Here is a 17,784-nt window from a genome sequence, read left to right as displayed (position 1 = left end):
CTGTTTGTTTTGTACGCAGTTTCTCGCGGAAAACCGCTTCGCACTTTTCCTGAAACTGCTTATGTTGTCTTGCAAAGGGCACAAAAGCCGACGAGTTAACTGCTTGAAACCATTGGACCGAACGGGAAAGATATGACCGTCAAGACGATTGCGACCACGCCATACCAGGACCAGCAGCCGGGCACTTCGGGCCTGCGCAAGAAGGTTCCGGTTTTCCAGCAGCCCAATTATGCTGAAAACTTCATCCAGTCGGTTTTCGATGTGCTGGAAGGTTTTGCCGGCAAGACGCTCGTGGTCGGCGGCGACGGGCGCTATTATAACCGCGAAGTGATCCAGAAGCTCATCAAGATCGCCGCCGCCAATGGCTTCGGGCGCATCATGGTGGGTCAGGGTGGCATTCTTTCGACACCCGCCGCCTCCAACATGATCCGCAAATACAAGGCTTTCGGCGGCATGATACTTTCGGCAAGCCACAATCCCGGCGGGCCTACGGAAGATTTCGGCATCAAGTACAATATCGGCAATGGCGGACCGGCACCGGAAAAGATCACCGAGGCGATCTTCGCCCGCTCCAAGGTGATCGACCAGTACAGGATTGCCGAGGTGGCCGATGTCGATATCGACACGATCGGCAACACCCGGATCGGCGATACCGAAGTCGTCATCTTCGATCCCGTTACCGATTATGCCGAACTGATGGAAAGCCTGTTCGACTTCGATGCCATCCGCGCCATGATCAAGGGCGGCTTCGGTCTCAAATTCGATGCGATGCATGCCGTGACCGGGCCTTACGCCAAGGAAATCTTCGAGCGTCGTCTCGGTGCGCCGGAAGGCAGCGTCGTCAATTTCGTGCCCCTGCCGGACTTCGGCGGTCATCACCCCGATCCGAATCTCGTCTATGCCAAGGATCTCTATGATCTGCTGATGTCCGACCATGCACCGGATTTCGGCGCGGCTTCCGATGGCGACGGCGACCGCAACCTCATTATCGGGCGCGGCATTTTCGTGACCCCTTCCGATTCGCTCGCCATGCTGGCCGCCAATGCGCATCTGGCGCCGGGCTACAAGGACGGCATCAAGGGCATCGCCCGGTCCATGCCGACCAGTGCTGCCGCCGACCGCGTGGCTGACAAGCTCGGCATCGGCATGTTTGAAACGCCGACCGGCTGGAAGTTCTTCGGCAATCTGCTCGACAATGGCAAGGTCACGATCTGCGGCGAGGAAAGCTCCGGCACCGGCTCCGACCATGTGCGCGAGAAGGACGGCCTATGGGCCGTGCTGCTCTGGCTCAATATTCTGGCGGTGCGCAAGCAAAGCGTGAAGGATATCGTCGAGGAACATTGGGCGCGTTTCGGACGCAACTATTACACCCGCCACGATTATGAAGCGGTCGATTCCGACATCGCCAACAAGCTGGTGGCCGATCTGCGCGGCAAGCTTGCCTCCCTGCCCGGCACGACCGTCAACGGCCTCAAGATCGAGAAAGCCGACGACTTCGCCTATCACGATCCGGTCGACGGCTCGATCAGCGAACATCAGGGCATCCGCATCTATTTCCCGGATGGCGGTCGTGTGGTGCTGCGCCTGTCCGGCACCGGCACATCGGGCGCAACCATCCGCATCTATATCGAGCGCTACGAAGCAGATACCACCAAGCACAATCTCGATACGCAGGAAACGCTGGCTCCGTTCATCGAAGCGGCAGAACAGATCGCGCAAGTGAAGAAGCGTAGCGGGCGGGCAGAGCCGTCGGTGGTTACGTGAGTAGGGCAGTAGGGCAGTAGGGCAGTAGGGCAGAGAAGGATATGGTTGGCGCGGTCATCCGCAATCAAAACATATTCCCCTATTCCCTTAACATAATGCCTTACTGCCCTACTGCCTTAACCCCTTACCCCTTACTCCCCTAATCAAAGACAATCGCCGGTGCTGGCCTGCCAGCGCCCTTGCCGCCTTTCATGTTCTCCCAGACCTTCCGGGCTATCTCGCGATAGATTTTCGCGTGCTCGCTATCCGGTTCATGGACGGTGATCGGCGTGCCAGCGTCCGAATAGGCGCGCACATCCATATGCAGCGGCACTTCGCCCAGGAACGGCACGTCGAGACGTTCCGCTTCCCTGCGCGCGCCGCCATTGCCGAAAATATCGTAGCGCGCGCCGGTGTCGGGCGCGATGAAATAGCTCATGTTTTCGACGATACCCAGAAGCGGCACATCCACCTTGCGGAACATGTTGAGCCCTTTGCGCGCGTCGATCAGCGCCAGATCCTGCGGTGTCGAAACGACCACGGCGCCCGCCAGCGGCACCTGCTGCGCCATGGTGAGCTGTGCGTCGCCGGTGCCGGGCGGCATGTCGACGACGAGAACGTCAAGCTCGCCCCAGGCCACTTCGCGCAGCATCTGCGTCAGCGCCGACATGACCATCGGCCCGCGCCAGATCATCGGCGTTTCCTCATCGACCATGAAGCCCATCGACATGACCTTGATACCGTAATTTTCCATCGGCTTCAGGATGCGGCCCTCGACGGTTTCCGGACGACCGGAAAGGCCAAGCAGGCGCGGCATGGACGGCCCGTAAATATCGGCGTCGAGAATGCCGATCTTCAGCCCGTTGGCGGCAAGGCCGAGCGCAAGATTGACCGCCGTGGTGGACTTGCCGACCCCGCCCTTGCCCGATGCGACAGCGATGATCGCGCCAACGCCCGGAATGCCGGGTTTCGTCGCCGCACGCTGCGGTGGCGCGGGATGGCGGTGCGGCGCGGATGCGGCGGCAGCCGGACGCGCCTGATGGGTGGATTGCGGCTTTGGCGGTGGCGGGGCGTCATCGCTGGTGCGACCGCCTCTCTTTTCAGCCGTCAGTGTGACCAGCGCACCGGAAACGCCTGGAATTTCCTTCACGGCCTTTTCCGCGGCAAGCCGCATCGGCTCCAGCGCATCGGCGCGCTCGGCAGGAACCGTGATGGAGAAGAAGACCTTGCCATCGGCAATGAAGATATCCGATACCAGTCCGAGCGACACAACATCGCTTTCGAAATCCGGCCCAGTCACGGTCTTCAGCCGTTCCAGAACCTGTTCGCGCGTTACGCTTGCCATTTCGATTCCCTTGTCAGGGGAGTAAGGGAATAGGGGCGTACGGGAGTATGTTCCTCGAAACGAACACACCGCGTGACCACCTATTCCCTTACTCCCCTATTCCCATATTCCCTTACTGTTACTGCCTTATTCCCTTTTCACCAAGAGGCCAATGCCTCATTCGGGGCTCATTCAGGCCGCTTCCTCACAGACAGCCGTCTCGGGGCGATGCCCCATGAGGTAAAGCGCGCAGGTGGTGCGTAGCATGGATGCAAAATTCGGGATCGCGCCATTGGCCTCCAGCGCTTCATCGTAGAGCGTCGAGATGAAGCGTGGTGTGGTCAGGTTCTGGCTGGCCGCGATCTCATCCAGCAGTCGCCAGAACGTCGCTTCCAGTTGAATGCTGGTGGAATGACCGCCAATGCGCACAGAGCGATTGATCTGCCGGTAGCCTTCCGGGTCCTGCTCGGCGAAAACCTTGCACATGGGTTCCTCCATCCTTTAGAGCACGAACTTGGCTGTGGTAGCCGATTGCCACCACGCCGTCGTTTTTTCTTTCATAATCGACAACCAGCAAGACAATCGCAAGCCGCTTTTGACGAAGCGGCATAAGAAACAGGAGTAGCTTGTGGCTAAAGCCATCCATTCGATGATCCGTGTTCTCGATGAGGAAAAATCCGTTTCCTTCTACAATCAGGCCTTTGGCCTCGATATCGCCGAGCGCATCGATTTCGAAACCTTCACTCTGATCTATCTGCGCAATGCCGAAGCCGACTTCGAAGTCGAGCTGACGGTCAACAAGGGGCGCACGGAGCCTTACAATCTGGGTGATGGCTATGGTCACCTCGCCGTTGCCGTAAACGATGTCGATGCGGAACATGCCCGCTTTACCGAACTCGGCTTCAAGGTCGGTAAGCTTGTCGATTTCAAGAATAACGGCGTGCAGCTCGCCCGTTTCTTCTTTGCCGAAGACCCGGACGGCTACAAGATCGAAGTACTGCAGCGTGGCGGCCGTTACCAGTAATACCAGGGCGCTAAGATGCTGACGCATCACGCTCTGAAAATGCTCAATCGCCGCACGGGCTTAACCAAACCTAGATGAGTCGATCTCATTGAGGTTTGGTATAAGCCGCCCGGCACCTGTATCGCCTGCCATGGCCGAGAGGAGCGGCCATGACAGACGCCAACGTTCCCGGTGGTAAAAACCTTCGGGTGCGCGCAGCCAGTCCATCCATTCCGGATGGGCAAGCAAAGGAGGAGAACCGAATGACAACCGTTTTCGACGGTCTTTCCACCCATGAAAAAAAGAAGCTCTCCCGCCGCGACCTCTTGAAGCGCGGTGCAGGCCTGAGCCTTGGGGCCATGCTGGTCATCAGCGGCAATGCCGTTATCTGCCCGCAATTCGCATGGGCGCTCGAAACCACCACGCTCAAGCCCGAAACCATGGCGACACTCATCCAGCTCGCACGCGATATCTATCCGCATGACAAGCTGCCTGACCGCTTTTACGCCATTGCCGTCAAGCCCTACGACACGGATTCCGCCAAGGACGAAACGCTTAAAAAGCTGATCGAGGACGGTGTTGCCGATTTGAACAAGCGTGCCGGAACCGGTGGCTATCTGGGGCTCGGCTGGGAGGAAGAGCGCGTCGCGATCCTGCGCGATATCGAAAAAAGCCCCTTCTTCCAGAAGGTGCGCAGCGGACTTGTGACCGGCCTTTATAATCAGAAGGATATCTGGCCGCTCTTCGGTTACGAAGGCGAATCCTATTCCCAGGGCGGTTACATCAAGCGCGGCTTCGACGATATCGAATGGCTTTAAGGGGCTGATCAAGCTCAACCAATTCCAAGCGGCACCACCGTCCTGCAAGCGCCTTGCGTTTTGCGGAAACGGCGAAGCATTGGGAGGAAACCATGGCTGCTCCATATGATCTCAAGGACGACAAGGTCGTCGTCATCATCGGCTCCGGCGCAGGCGGCGGCACGCTCGGCAACGAGCTGGCGCAGAAAGGCATCGACGTCGTTATTCTGGAAGCCGGAAAGCGCCACGAATTCGAAGATTTCATCAATGACGAATGGGACAGCTTTGCGCAGCTTGCCTGGCTCGACAGGCGCACCACGTCCGGCGACTGGCGGGTCGCGAAGGACTTCCCAAATCTGCCCGCATGGATCGTGAAAGCCGTCGGCGGCACCACCACGCACTGGGCTGGCGCATCGCTGCGTTTTCAGGATTACGAGTTCCAGACCCTGACCCATTACGGCAAGGTCGAAGGGGCAAATCTGCTCGACTGGCCGATCACGCTTGCCGATCTAGAACCTTATTATACCAGGGCCGAAGACAAGATGGGCGTGACGCGCACCAACGGCATTGAAGGCCTGCCGGGCAACAACAATTTCAAGGTGATGAAGGCCGGTGCCGACAAGCTTGGCTACAAGGAATGTCATACGGGTCGCATGGCGATCAATTCCGCGCCGCGTGACGACCGCATGGGCTGCCAGCAGACCGGTTTCTGCTTTCAAGGCTGCAAATGGGGTGCGAAATGGTCGACGCTTTATACCGAAATTCCAAAAGGTGAGGAAACCGGCAAGCTGGAAGTTCGCCCCGAATGCACGGCGCTCAAGATCGAGCATAATGCGGCAGGCAAAGTGACGGGCGTGCTTTATGCCGACAAGGACGGCAAGCAGCATCTGCAGAAAGCGCGCATCGTCTGCGTAGCAGGCAATTCGATCGAAAGCCCGCGCCTGCTGCTCAACTCGGCCTCATCGAAATTTCCAGACGGGCTTGCCAATTCGTCGGGACAGGTCGGGCGCAATTATCTGCGCCATACGACGGGTTCGGTCTATGCCTCATTCGAAAAGCCGGTTCATATGTATCGCGGCACCACCATGGCGGGCATCATCCGCGACGAGGCTGCGCATAATCCGAAGCGGGGTTTTGTCGGCGGCTATGAGATGGAAACAATCTCACTCGGCCTGCCCTTCATGGCCGCCTTCCTCAATCCCGGCGGTTGGGGACGCAGCTTCACCTCGGCTCTGGATGACTATGTCAACATGGCGGGCCTGTGGATCGTCGGCGAAGACATGCCGCAGGAGAAAAACCGCATCACGCTGAGCAAGGACGTAAAGGACGAGCACGGCTTGCCCGTTCCCGATGTCTATTACGACGATCACCCGAACGATATTGCCATGCGCACCCATGCCTATGCGCAGGGCAAGGCGCTCTATGAGGCTGTCGGTGCCGTCCGCACCTTCCCGACGCCACCCTATCCGTCGACGCATAATCTGGGCACCAACCGGATGAGCGAAAAGCCGCAGGATGGCGTCGTGAACAAGCACGGACAGACGCATGACATCAAAAATCTGTTCGTTTCCGATGGCAGCCAGTTCACAACAGGCGGGGCCGAAAATCCAACCCTGACGATCGTGGCTCTCGCGATCCGCCAAGCAGACTATATCGCGGAACAGATGAAGAAGCGGACGATCTAGAGCATGTCTCCCAAAAGTGGGAACCGGTTTTGGGAGAAAGACATGCGTAAAACAAACTGGCGCCCCCTGACGCCGAATGGGGCAGACAGGGCGGAAGCGCGAGCTTGTGAGCGCATCTGCTCCAATGCCCGGCCTATTCTCCCCCGACCGCCCAAAAACAGAACCGGCGCGACCAATTCGCGCCGGTTCTGTTTGATGCTTGGCAAAGACGGGCCTCATAGGCTAGGTAAACTCGGCTTGAATGGAGAAGCTTTGAGTTGAAGACGAGCATCGGCCAATATCGGGTGTCTCTGGCAATACGCATCTTGAGCGTATTCGCCCTGATGTTCGTCGCCTTTGCGCACAAGCCGGTCGACCTCAACGCCCTCGACAGCTATCAGCTTGCCCAATACAAACTGCCGGACGGAACCTACCCGGTTCTCTGCATCGGCGATCATAGCTCCGATCCGGGCCAGAAGAATCACGACAAGCACCTGAGCAACACCAGTTGCGAAGCCTGCCGGATTTCTTCAGCCTTCCTGTGCCCGGCGCCTGCGGGTTCCAGCAGTGTGGCCCCACATGTTGCCATGGCAGACGGGATCGTGCCGCCGCAGCCCATCCTGCGGCACAGCACTTACCCACCCTCTGCGCCGCCACAAGCGCCGCCTCTCGCCTGAATATCCCATTTAGAGCGCGTTTCGATCTGATTGAATCAGTTCGGTGCTCTGACTGCTTGTTTTAACGCGCATCTTGTCCCGGTGTGCCTTCCAACGATTATTCAGGTTTGAAACAATGAAAAACAATCGTCTTTTCGCCTCCGCCATCTCGATTGCCGCTCTGTGCGCTTCCGCCGGTATCGCCACTGCCCATTCCTCGCTCGACCAGAGCGAAGCCAAGGCGGGCAGCTTTTACAAGGCAACCTTCCGCGTTCCGCATGGCTGCGACGGCAAAGCCACGACCGAGTTGAAAGTCGAGCTTCCCGAAGGCTTCATTTCCGCCCAACCGCAGGTCAAGGCAGGCTGGAAAATCGAAACCGTCAAGGGTGACTATGCCCAGAGCTACAAGGTACACGGCAAGGATGTGACCTCGGGCGTCCGGGAAGTCCGTTTCACCGACGGCAATCTGCCTGGCGATTTCTATGACGAATTCACCGTCGTCGGCCAGCTCGCCAAATTCGACAAGGATACAACCCTGTCCTTCCCCGTGACGCAGGTTTGCGGAAGCGACGCTTCGGTTGCCTGGACGGAAGTGCCCAAGGATGGCCAGAACCCGCACGATCTTGCACATCCTGCGCCGCAACTGCTGGTGAAGGCTGCGGGCGCTGACGATGGGCACGGCGGGCACGGCGGACACGACAAAATGGGCCAGATGGACCATGGCTCCATGCAGGCGGCAATGCCGACGAAGCTTGGCGAACTGGAAATCACAGCGCCTTCGGTGCGCGCCATGGTCCCCGGTGCCAAGGTTGCAGGCGGCTTCCTGACCATCGCCAATGACGGCAAGGATGCCGACAAGCTGGTTTCCGTCAGCACCGATGGCGTCAAACGTGTCGAAATCCACGAAATGTCGATGCAGAACGACGTGATGAAGATGCGCCAGCTCGAAGGCGGTCTGGATATTCCGGCAGGTGAAAAAGTCGAGCTGAAGTCCGGTGGCTATCACCTCATGTTCATCCAGCCGGAGAAGCCCTACAAGGAAGGCGAGAGCGTACCGGTAACACTGGAATTCGAAAAGGCCGGCAAGGTCACGATCGATTTCCCCGTCACCGCCCAAAGCGGCCAGAAAGATGGCCAGAAAGATGGAGAGCATTCGGGTCACTAGAGCGGTTCCGGTTTAAACGGAATCCTCGGAACCGCTCTATCTATTTGTTTTCACGCATTATCCGACGCAAAACCGCTTCGCACTTTTGCTGGAAATGCTCTAAGCGAACCAGCCGTTTCCGGTAAACCGCGCTATCTGTGCGGTTTCGGGAAATGCCTGAAGTTCAATCGCGAAGACCGATCCCTTAGCAAAAGGGCGAATGATCCGCGTCTCTCTCCTTCGCGCATTATGCGCCCGTTTGCCGCAACCGCTGCTCCCTCACAGCGGTTGCGTTCTTCGTTGAATACTGTAAACATGACAATTAGAGTCTAGAATAATTCTAAATAATTGAAATCTAATATGATTTTAAAGTTGAGGAATTGACTCCAGATGAATTTTCATGCTTTATCCATGGTGCAAATTCACAACCTTTGATGTCTGGGCCTTGAACCCTTTCGATTGGAGGACCAATGATTGGTCTCGGCGAATGCCGGTCCGCAAATGTCGACGGCCTGCCTTGGCAGCTCGGTCTCTTGCCGACCGGATATTGCAATGTGCGGGGGGAAACCGAACGCCCCTCGGCGGAAAAGCAGGGCTCACGCCCAGCATCTGTACGCGTGTCTTCATTGCGCGGCCTCCAGGGGAGGCAGACGTGAATATGCGCATATCCCAATTGAACGGCGCCAATACTGCAGGCTATTTCGATCGCCTGCCGGAGAAGCTGGTGCTGGAAGGTTACCGCCGCTGGACGGCGGGTTTCGAGACGGGCTCGATCATCCCGTGGGAAATGACCTGGGGCCTCTACTCGGAAGTTCTCGGACCGTCGGAAGCAAAACGTGCAGTGGGCGAGCTGTCGCATTTCATCCGCGTTCTGCGCCATTGCGCCAGTTGCCAGTTGCGCGCCTTCCCTTTCGACTCGCACCATGTCTGCCGTGAGGAATGCCTGACGCTGGGGCTGATTTCCGGCATCCAGAATCAGGACGCACTGCTGCTCGATACCTGTCTTGAAGCCATTGCCTGTCATCGCCGCTGCGACGATGTGGCAGGGGCTGCCCGCAATTTTGCCGACACGCTGGCTGATTTCGGCCAGACTTTGTTGCCAATACCGGTTCATGCCATCGACAGCGCTTTGAATTTTACGCCGCGCGCGACTTTTCACTGATCGGTCACCGACCGGCCAAGGACAGGAAAGTCGCAGCGTTTTGCGAATGAACGTGATTCCAGATTTTAAGTCGCCGTCACATGGCGCAAGGAGATAGAAATGCAGGCCAGAACCGAACGACGCCTCGGCATTGCCGCCGCCCTCGTCCTGACCGCAGGGGCGTTTGTCATGCCGGGCGTATCCACCCAGATCGTGCAGAACAATGTTGTGCCGCAAAACCAGATTCATATGGCTTCGGCAGAAAATCTGCGCGCCGAGCTGCGCCATTTCGTCAATCTCGGCGAAGCCATGCCCAAATCGGTGCGCTACGAATAATCGTATCGAATCCGATACAGAAAAGGCCGCGCCATATCTGGCGCGGCCTTTTTTCATAGCAAACCAATTGCTTATCCGACGATAATCGGGGCCTTCCCCTGCACGCGATTATAGAGATCGATAATGTCCTGGTTCATCAGACGGATACAGCCGGATGACATGGACTGGCCGATCGACCACCATTCCGGCGATCCGTGGATGCGATAGCCGGTGTCCCGCCCGTTCTGGAAAATATAGAGAGCGCGCGCTCCCAGCGGATTTTGCGGACCGGGCTCCTGACCGTTGCGATATTTCGCCAGTTCCGGTTTGCGCTGGATCATTTCCGGTGGTGGCGTCCAGACCGGCCATTGCTTCTTGTACTGGACATTGGCGGTGCCCTGCCATTCAAAACCGGCCTTGCCGATACCGATGCCGTAACGCAGCGCTTCGCCGCCCGGCAGAACGTAGTAGAGAAGATGATCCTTGAGGCTGACGACAATCGTTCCCGGCGCCTGTCCTGTCGGGTCCGGCACGATCTGGCGGCGGAATTGCTTTGGCACCTTTTCGTAAGGAATTGCAGGCAGTGAATACGGCCCTTCCTGTACGGCGGCATACATGACATCCGGCGTCGTGATATCGCGATCAACACTGATCTGCGGACGCATCGGCGTGATCCCGCCTGTCGACATCGGATCGATATTCATCTGGAAGGCCGACATATCCATCGTTTGCGAACAGCCGGCAGCACCGGTGAGGAGGATGGCGCCGGTGCCGAACAGGAAACGGCGGCGGCTCAGATCGTCAATGAACTTGGTCATGCAAATTACCCGGACTCAAGGGTTGAAACACAGTCGCCAGGCGACCGCTGTACTCAACAGCAATTTGCGTTCTTATGGTTGAAGAACGGTTAAACAACTCGCGCAAACGTGTCTAAAAATCTCAACTGAAAGCATAAATTGTGGTAGTTATGGCTATTCAATCGATTTAAAAATCAAGGCAAATGCGGCGAGCATATGTATGCCGTGGCTATTTGATGGCAAAATCGTGGCTTTTATGAAAATCGTTATTCAGGATTGCGCACGGAGAAAAGCCGGGGGCTGATCCCGGCCTCTCGTGATCGATGATCTGCGGCGATCAATAATCTTTTTCGTAGAAGATACCGCCGCTGGAATCGCCTTCCGCACCCAGCGCACCCTTGGCTTTCAGATTGCGGGTGATATCGAGATTGACAGTGCCCTTGGTCGAGCCGCCGGAACCCGCTTCAACGCCGAGATAGATATTGTCGCGGATATAGCGACCCGCGCGAACTGCCGTCTGGCCCTTGTCATCCGTCACGACATCGAGGTCGTCGAGACCTGTCCCGGCGCGCAGCTTGTTCATCAGCGAGTTGTTGGAACCGCCCGCAAGTTCTGCGGCGGCTGCGGCAAGCTGCGCGATCTGGAACGCCGACAATTCGCCGATGGAACGCTTGAAGATGAGCTGGGCCAGCACTTCATCCTGCGGCAATTCCGGTGTCGAGGAAAACTGGATGTCGAGATTATCGACCGTACCCGTCACCGTCACGATTGCAGTGATTTCATTGCCTTCCGAACGCGCGACGAAATTGAGCTGCGGATTGAGATCGCCCACCAGCGTGACATGGCCTTCATCGAAGGTAATGCGCTGGCCGAGAATGCCGATGCGACCGCGGATCATGTCGAACGAGCCGACCGGCTTGATGTCGGTGACCGGTCCGGTCAGGCGCAACCGCCCGCCCAGTTCCGTATCGAGGCCGCGGCCACGTACGAAGATCTGGTTCGGCGCGTTGATGAGAACATCGAGGCGCGGCACGGTCGGGCGCGCTGTTGGCGTCGGCACCCGGCTGCGGCGCGTTTCGACCTTGGCGCGATCAAGCGTGATCTGGACATTCTTCGGCGTGTTCTTGTGCCGAACCGGGACATAGGCTGCACCGCCGCCGAGATTTTCCGGCACCGAGATTTCAGCCCTGTCGACGTCAATGCGGCCTGAAATCAGCGGATCGCGCATCAGCGGCCCGCTGATCGTGATCCCGCCGTCGACGGTCGCCACGACCAGCTTGCCGTCGGCATAGCGGGCACGATTGAGCTTGATCTCGATATTGGCCGGGAAGTTCGCTTCGGCATTGGTCGAGATCGTACCGCTGGCGGAAACCGATCCGCCGCTGCCAAGCGCTGCATTGACCTGGCGCAGCGTGATGGTCTCACCATCCAGGCTGCCCATGACATTGATGTTGTTCAGGCGGACATTGGTGTCTGGATCGACAAAGGTTGCGCCATTGGTGGAGAACATGCCGCGCAATTGCGGACGGTTGAAGCCGCCCGAAACGCTGGCCGTCAGCGTCAGTGTCCCGTTTGCCTGCGCACCGCGATCCGCCAGGAAGCGATTGGCGAGCGCCAGCGGAATGCTGCCATTGACATTGACGCCCAGCCCCTGCCCCGAGAACGGCACCTTGCCATTGGCGCTAACGTTGAGGCCGCGCGGACCATCGACGGTCAGCGACGAAAAGTCGATGGCCATCGCCGCATAACTGCCTGCAGCCTGCAGGGTAAGAGGCGCAAGCCCGTTATCGCGCAGCGGTTTGGCCGCAAGACCGGTGCCGCGCAGATTGAACGTCGCCGCAGGATTGGTTAGCGGTCCGGTGACACGCGCCGTCCCTGTCACATTGCCAGCGAGATCCTGTCCCTTGACCGCACCGTTTAGTGCCGTCAACGGAAGATTGGCGAGATTGACGTCAACTGCCAGATCACCTTTACCGAGCGGCACGCCGCCATTGGCGCGCACATCGATGCCGCCACCTCCAGTAACGTGCGCATCGACATTGAGCCGGTTATTGGCCGAAGTACCCTTGGCATCCGCATTGAGAGGCGCAATGCCCTGCTTCTTCAGTTCGGCTGCGGTCACACCCTGCGCCGCCATGTCAAAGGCGACATCGGGCGCTTCTTTCGTGCCGGTGATGCGGGCCGTGCCATTGACCGTGCCGCCAAGGCCCAGTTCCGGCTTGAATGTATTGGCGAGCGCCAGCGGCAGGTTGGAAAGGGCAACCGAAAGATCGAGATGGCCATCGATCACGCCATTGACCTTGACCTGACCGGCGCTGGCATCCGCCCCCGTATTGATAATGATATCGCCGAAGGAGATTTCCTCGCCCTTCATGGAAATGGTGGCGGGCGCGGCCAGATTGGCGCTGAGCGTGCCCTGCTTCACATTGGCAGAGGCCAGCCCAAGCTCAAAACCACCATCCTTCGGCTCAAGCGAACCGGCCGCACTGGCGACCGTGCCGATCTTCAGCTTGGTGTTGGCAGTAAAATCGGTCTTCGACCCGGTTGCGTTGGCCTTGGCGTCAAAGCTGTCGATGCCGAATGTTCCGACCATGATGTCCCGCGCCGCAGCATTGCCATCGACCACCGGCACCCCGAACAGGTCCTTTGCCGTCAGGGCAATATCAGCCGAGGTGATATGATTGCCATTGACCTTGATGTCCTTGGCATTGGCTGTGATCGATGCATTCTGGCGGCCGTCATTGGCGTCAAGCGTGATGTCGGCATTGGCCGCGCCGGTTGCCTCTGCAAGCGCCAGGGCTGCAGCCGTGGAAATATCCGGCGCATCAAGCTTCAGCGCACCGGTCAGGAGACCTTTCGCGGTCTGGGTGACATTGCCCGAAAGATGCGCACCGCCTGCATTGAAGACGAGATTGGTCAGGCGCTTTTCGTCATTGACGATGTCGATCAGCGTTCCAAGATCGACGCGCTGGCCATTGAGGAATGCGCTACCGGCAAGCTTGCCGGAAAGGGCAGCGCCGGCTTTTGCATTGCCATCAAGCATGGCATTGAAATCAAGGCCACCTTCGGAAAGCTTGCGACCGGCCAAGGTGCCTTCCGGCGCATCGGCGCGCAATGCCAGTGCGATCAGCTTGTCGTCGCCGCGCGCGCTGCCCTTGACTGTCATCCGGCCCGATGCCTGATCGGAAAGAAGCTTGAGATCGGACAGCATCACGCCAAAATCAAAACTGGCCTTGTCGGATGCAAAGGAACCATTGGCAGTGATCTCGCTCAGCTCGTTGCCGATGCGGAAATCGCGCGCCGAAAAACCTTCCGCGCTGCGGCCAAGAGCACCGCTCAAGTTGACAGCGCCATCGAGAATGCGGTCAACCGCTTCTGTGCCGGTGCGCATGTTCTGCGCCGTTCCGTTGAGGTCGAGCTGGAATGCGCCGCTGACCGGGCGAATAATGCCCTTGGCGTTGACATCGATACTGCCTGCAAGGTCACGGTCGGCCAGAGCGCCGAATGGCGCAAGGCTTGCAATCTTGGCGGCGATATCGCCATTGAAGGCAAGGTCGTCAATATTGCCCTTGAGATCGAGGCTGAGACCGTTGCCGGCAATATTGGCCTGCGAAAGCTCGACCGGCGAACCGGCGCGCCACGCACCGTCGATGGCGAGCGCAATCTTGTTTCCGAGCGCTTCGGCGATTTCCGCACGTTCTGCCGAAATGCCGTCCATCCCGCCATTGACCTTGAAGGTGACATGGCGATTGGCAGCATCATCCAGGTTTTCGGCAACACCACCCATGTCGAGTGCGATGCTCTGGGCGGAAATCGTTGCGTTCTTGAGACCGGCAATGGCGAGCGTTCCCGTCCAGTCATTGGTCGGGCGATCACCATAAGCGACCTGGAATTTTGCATTATCGATATAGGTTTCAGCACCCTTGACTGGCAGGAGCACGCGCCCCTTGCTTTCATCGGCAATGGAAGCGTCGATGCGCAGCTTGTTCAGGAAGCGGTCGTTACCGGTTTCGGCGGAGGCTTTCAGTTTCAGCGCGGCGCTGTTCAGCGCCAGATCGTCGAGACGGAAACCGCCCGCATCCTTGAGAAAGCCATCGGCGGAAAGAACCGTTTCGGCACCGAAGAAATCGCGGAACACCGGCGGCACCAGAACCGCAATCGGGCCATTGAAACGGGCAGAGAAAACACGCCCGCCATCAGGCGCCTGACCTTGCCGGTTGAGTGCGAATTCGCCTGTCAACGTGCGGCTGCCATTGGTGTCGAGTGCAAGATCGACCTTCAATTCATCCAGCGGACCGGCACCGGTCAAAGTGAGATCGACCGGAGGTCGGCCATCGATGTTCAACAGGTTGGCGACGATGCCGTTGGCCGGTTCCGAGACTTTCAGGTCGAGATCGACCTTCTGGTCGGCATTGGCATAGGCCGCACGAAGAGCAAAATTTCCGCCCGGACCGTCGAGACGCTTGATGTCGAAGTTCGAATCCAGCGAACCATCGGCAAGCGACAGGCTGCCATTGGCCGACACTTCCGATTCAAGGCCGAAAATGTCCGGTCCGAAATGCAGGCGCGCAATGGCAAGCTGGTCGAGATTGATCGAAATCGGCAGGTCCGGCAGGCTGAACGTCGACGATTCCGGCGACGGCAGGCTGTTGTCGGGCAGCGGTTTGCGAATGATGTCGATGCGCTCGGCGGCCAGCGACTGGATGCTAAGGCGACCGACGAGAAGCGCGGTGCGGCTCCAGTTCAGCTTGGCATTCTCGATGCGCAGCCAGACGCCTTCGCGGTCAGCAATGGTGATCGAGCCGACGGTTGCTTCCGAAGACAGGACGCCGCTGATGCCGGAAATCGAAATACGGCGGTTCGGCGCGGAAAGCTGGCTTTCAACGAAGGACAAGAAATAGGATTTCTCTTCTTCTGCTGGCGCTTCTGCCTGTTCCTGTCCAGAGGCCTGTTCTTGAGCCTGAGCGGGAACTTGAGCTTGAGCCTGCAACTGCTTCTGCTGTTCTGGCCAGCCGAAGATGACTGCCGTGACGGCGAAAGCGACGAAGGCGATGATTGCGAGAAATTTGGTCAAAACGCCTGTCCTATACCTACGTACAAGCCATAGCTCGGATCACCCGAGCGGCGGTTGAGCGGAACGGCGACATCGAGGCGGATCGGTCCAAGACCGGTCAGATAGCGCAGACCACCACCGACGCCGACACGCATCTGTTCCGAGAAATCGGGAAACGACTTTTCGCCGACATAACCGGCATCGACAAATGCCACCGCGCCGATGGAATCGGTGATGCGGGTGCGCACTTCGCCATTGGCCTCGACCAGCGAGCGCCCGCCGATGATCTCGCCATTGCCTGCGCTAACGCCGATGTTGCGATAGCCGTAACCGCGAACCGAGCCGCCGCCGCCTGCCAGGAAGAGCTGGCTCGGCGGCAGGTCCTCAATCGAGGCGCCGACGATCGAACCGACCTTGAGACGGCCCGCAAGGATCACACGGTCCTTTGCGCCAAAGCCGTAATAAGTGCGGCCTTCGGCGGTGAAACGGGTGGCGAAATTGCCGTACTGGAATTCGTAGAAGGGCTGGATATTGCCTTCCAGATAGAAGCCCGAACTCGGGTCCGGCTTGTTGTTGCGGCTGTCATAGAGAAGATTGCCCTCCAGTCCCGCCGTCGTGAAGCTGCGCGAACCGAAGACGTCGTCATCAAAGTGGCCCTGGCTCGCCTTGGCATAGAGCGCACCTGACAATTCATCGCTGAATATCTGCGTGAAGCCGGTCTTCGCATTGATCGAGGTTTCGGTATAGGCATCCAGCACTTCACGCTTGGCGTCGAGCGCGGCGACAAAATCCGTATCCGGCGTATAGACGCCCGGCTTCGTGAAGCTTGTGCCGACAAGATAGGTAAAATTCTTCGGATCGAAGGAATTGTCCTGCGTGCCGCCGATGCCGCTGATCTTGGCATCGAAACGCAGGCGTTCGCCGCGCCCGAACAGGTTGCGGTGCATCCAGTAGCCGGTCAGGCCGAAACCGTCGATGGTCGAATATTCGGCACCGAAGCCGAAACGGCGCGGCTTGCGCTCCTGCACATTGAGCGTCATCGGCAGGCTGCCATCCGGCTCGATCTTTTCGGCTTCTTCGAAACTCATGGCACGGAATACTTCCATGCGGCCGAGACGCTTCTTGGCTTTCTCGATATCGTCGGGATCGAATTCCTGGCCCTCTTTCAGCCCGGTCATCCAGGCTACGAATTGCGGGTCCATGCGTGCAGTACCGACAACGCTGACCGGGCCGTAATGCGCCTTCTGGCCGGGATCGAGCGAAACATCGGCGGAAACCCGGTTGTCGGCATGATCGGCGACGATGTCCTCGCCGGTCACCCGCGCCTTCGCATAACCCTGCTGGCGCCAGGCCTCGACAGCAAGACGCTCCGCCTTGATAACCGTGCCGGACCGGGCCACCTGTCCGGGCGCGAATCCAGCATCTTCCGGTGATGGCACATGATCGCGCTTGTCGACCGGTGGCGGCGCGATATTGGAAATGGCCGTGCGCGAGAACAGAAACTGCGGACCGGGGTCAACCGAGATTGCGACCTTCGCATCGTTGGGGATTTCCGCATCAGGGGGAATGTCGTTCGCCTCGCGGCCATCGACAAGAATAGAAATCGTGCCGCCATAGCGGCCCTCGCCATAGAGCGCGGCCAGAATGCGACGATAATCGCCGCGCGCCTTGGCCAGCAGACCGGCAGAACCTGAAGCCGGTTTCTCTGCATCGGATACGAGGCCTGAAGCGCCTTCAATCGTGGATTTCAGATCCGCTTCCGTGCCGTCCGCATTCTTGCGGTCGCCCGTAGTCGTGACCTCGACCGTGTAGGTCTTGGGGTCGATGATATCGGGATCTTCCTTCTTGTCCTCGCCCCACAGACGAACACCGAAGATCTCGAACGCCAATGCAGGCGACATCGCGAAGGAGGAAAAATGCGCCGCCAGCAAAAGCACGGCGATGCTCCTTCCCTGTATCGTCCTGTTACTCCAAGTCATACGCGCTACTGTCCGGTTCCTGTCTATGCGGTCGCCTGGCGGCGTCCCGTTCATCACCCCCAAGCCCAGGACGATTCAGGGATTACCATAGGGAGAACGGAAGTCCAAGCAACAACGCTAGATATGGACCATTTCAGTCAATGGAGTATTAACGTTACCACAGCATTG

13 protein-coding genes are annotated in these 17,784 nt (G+C 58.5%); 8 read left to right on the top strand and 5 right to left on the bottom strand.

The genetic code is table 11. From position 1 onward, the window contains the following. Positions 1-132: 132 nt before the first annotated feature. Positions 133-1,764: an alpha-D-glucose phosphate-specific phosphoglucomutase gene (locus FIB18_RS10765; RefSeq protein WP_140020695.1), complete on the top strand. Its 1,632-nt coding sequence runs from the start codon at positions 133-135 to the stop codon at positions 1,762-1,764. Between the two features lie 139 nt (positions 1,765-1,903). On the opposite strand, the gene apbC is transcribed toward FIB18_RS10765, so the two are convergent. Continuing rightward, positions 1,904-3,088 (bottom strand): iron-sulfur cluster carrier protein ApbC, encoded by a 1,185-nt coding sequence (gene apbC / locus FIB18_RS10760; protein WP_140020694.1) that lies wholly within the window; start codon positions 3,086-3,088, stop codon positions 1,904-1,906. 171 nt (positions 3,089-3,259) lie between these two features. Next, complete coding sequence (locus tag FIB18_RS10755) at positions 3,260-3,553, bottom strand: ribbon-helix-helix domain-containing protein (RefSeq protein WP_140020693.1); 294 nt, start codon at positions 3,551-3,553, stop codon at positions 3,260-3,262. A gap of 142 nt (positions 3,554-3,695) precedes the next feature. Here FIB18_RS10755 and FIB18_RS10750 point away from each other — a divergent pair, with 142 nt between their 5' ends. The 7 genes from FIB18_RS10750 to FIB18_RS10720 all read left to right on the top strand — a co-directional run bounded on the left by FIB18_RS10750 (position 3,696) and on the right by FIB18_RS10720 (position 9,808). Continuing rightward, positions 3,696-4,091, top strand: a complete 396-nt coding sequence (locus FIB18_RS10750; protein WP_140020692.1) for a VOC family protein — start codon at positions 3,696-3,698, stop codon at positions 4,089-4,091. A gap of 242 nt (positions 4,092-4,333) precedes the next feature. Then, a complete protein-coding gene (locus FIB18_RS10745) occupies positions 4,334-4,888 on the top strand; it encodes a gluconate 2-dehydrogenase subunit 3 family protein (protein ID WP_140020691.1) in 555 nt (184 codons plus the stop codon). Positions 4,889-4,980: 92 nt separating this feature from the next. Continuing rightward, positions 4,981-6,552 (top strand): GMC family oxidoreductase, encoded by a 1,572-nt coding sequence (locus FIB18_RS10740; protein ID WP_140020690.1) that lies wholly within the window; start codon positions 4,981-4,983, stop codon positions 6,550-6,552. 257 nt (positions 6,553-6,809) lie between these two features. Then, entirely contained in the window at positions 6,810-7,208 is a 399-nt protein-coding gene (locus FIB18_RS10735; RefSeq protein ID WP_140020689.1) for a hypothetical protein, read from the top strand. Positions 7,209-7,323: 115 nt separating this feature from the next. Further along, positions 7,324-8,352 (top strand): DUF1775 domain-containing protein, encoded by a 1,029-nt coding sequence (locus FIB18_RS10730; protein ID WP_140020688.1) that lies wholly within the window; start codon positions 7,324-7,326, stop codon positions 8,350-8,352. A gap of 631 nt (positions 8,353-8,983) precedes the next feature. Next, a complete protein-coding gene (locus FIB18_RS10725) occupies positions 8,984-9,493 on the top strand; it encodes a hypothetical protein (RefSeq protein ID WP_174977414.1) in 510 nt (169 codons plus the stop codon). Positions 9,494-9,592: 99 nt separating this feature from the next. Beyond that, positions 9,593-9,808, top strand: coding sequence for a hypothetical protein (locus FIB18_RS10720; RefSeq protein WP_140020687.1), 216 nt, complete (start codon positions 9,593-9,595; stop codon positions 9,806-9,808). A gap of 71 nt (positions 9,809-9,879) precedes the next feature. Here the strand turns inward: FIB18_RS10720 and FIB18_RS10715 are convergent, their stop codons facing one another. The 3 genes from FIB18_RS10715 to FIB18_RS10705 form a co-directional block, all read right to left on the bottom strand. Then, on the bottom strand, positions 9,880-10,605 hold the full coding sequence (locus FIB18_RS10715; protein ID WP_140020686.1) for a L,D-transpeptidase: 726 nt from the start codon (positions 10,603-10,605) through the stop codon (positions 9,880-9,882). A 316-nt stretch (positions 10,606-10,921) separates the two neighbouring features. Next, positions 10,922-15,658 (bottom strand): translocation/assembly module TamB domain-containing protein, encoded by a 4,737-nt coding sequence (locus FIB18_RS10710; RefSeq protein ID WP_140020685.1) that lies wholly within the window; start codon positions 15,656-15,658, stop codon positions 10,922-10,924. Continuing rightward, positions 15,655-17,616, bottom strand: a complete 1,962-nt coding sequence (locus FIB18_RS10705) for an autotransporter assembly complex protein TamA (protein ID WP_210296074.1) — start codon at positions 17,614-17,616, stop codon at positions 15,655-15,657. Before FIB18_RS10705 ends, FIB18_RS10710 begins: the two co-directional genes overlap by 4 nt. Positions 17,617-17,784: the final 168 nt, after the last annotated feature.

This window comes from Brucella pecoris, from assembly GCF_006376675.1.
Classification (GTDB): domain Bacteria; phylum Pseudomonadota; class Alphaproteobacteria; order Rhizobiales; family Rhizobiaceae; genus Brucella; species Brucella pecoris.
The sequence above is the reverse complement of the archived record's forward strand: the minus strand, read 5'-3'. Positions and strand labels throughout refer to the sequence as shown.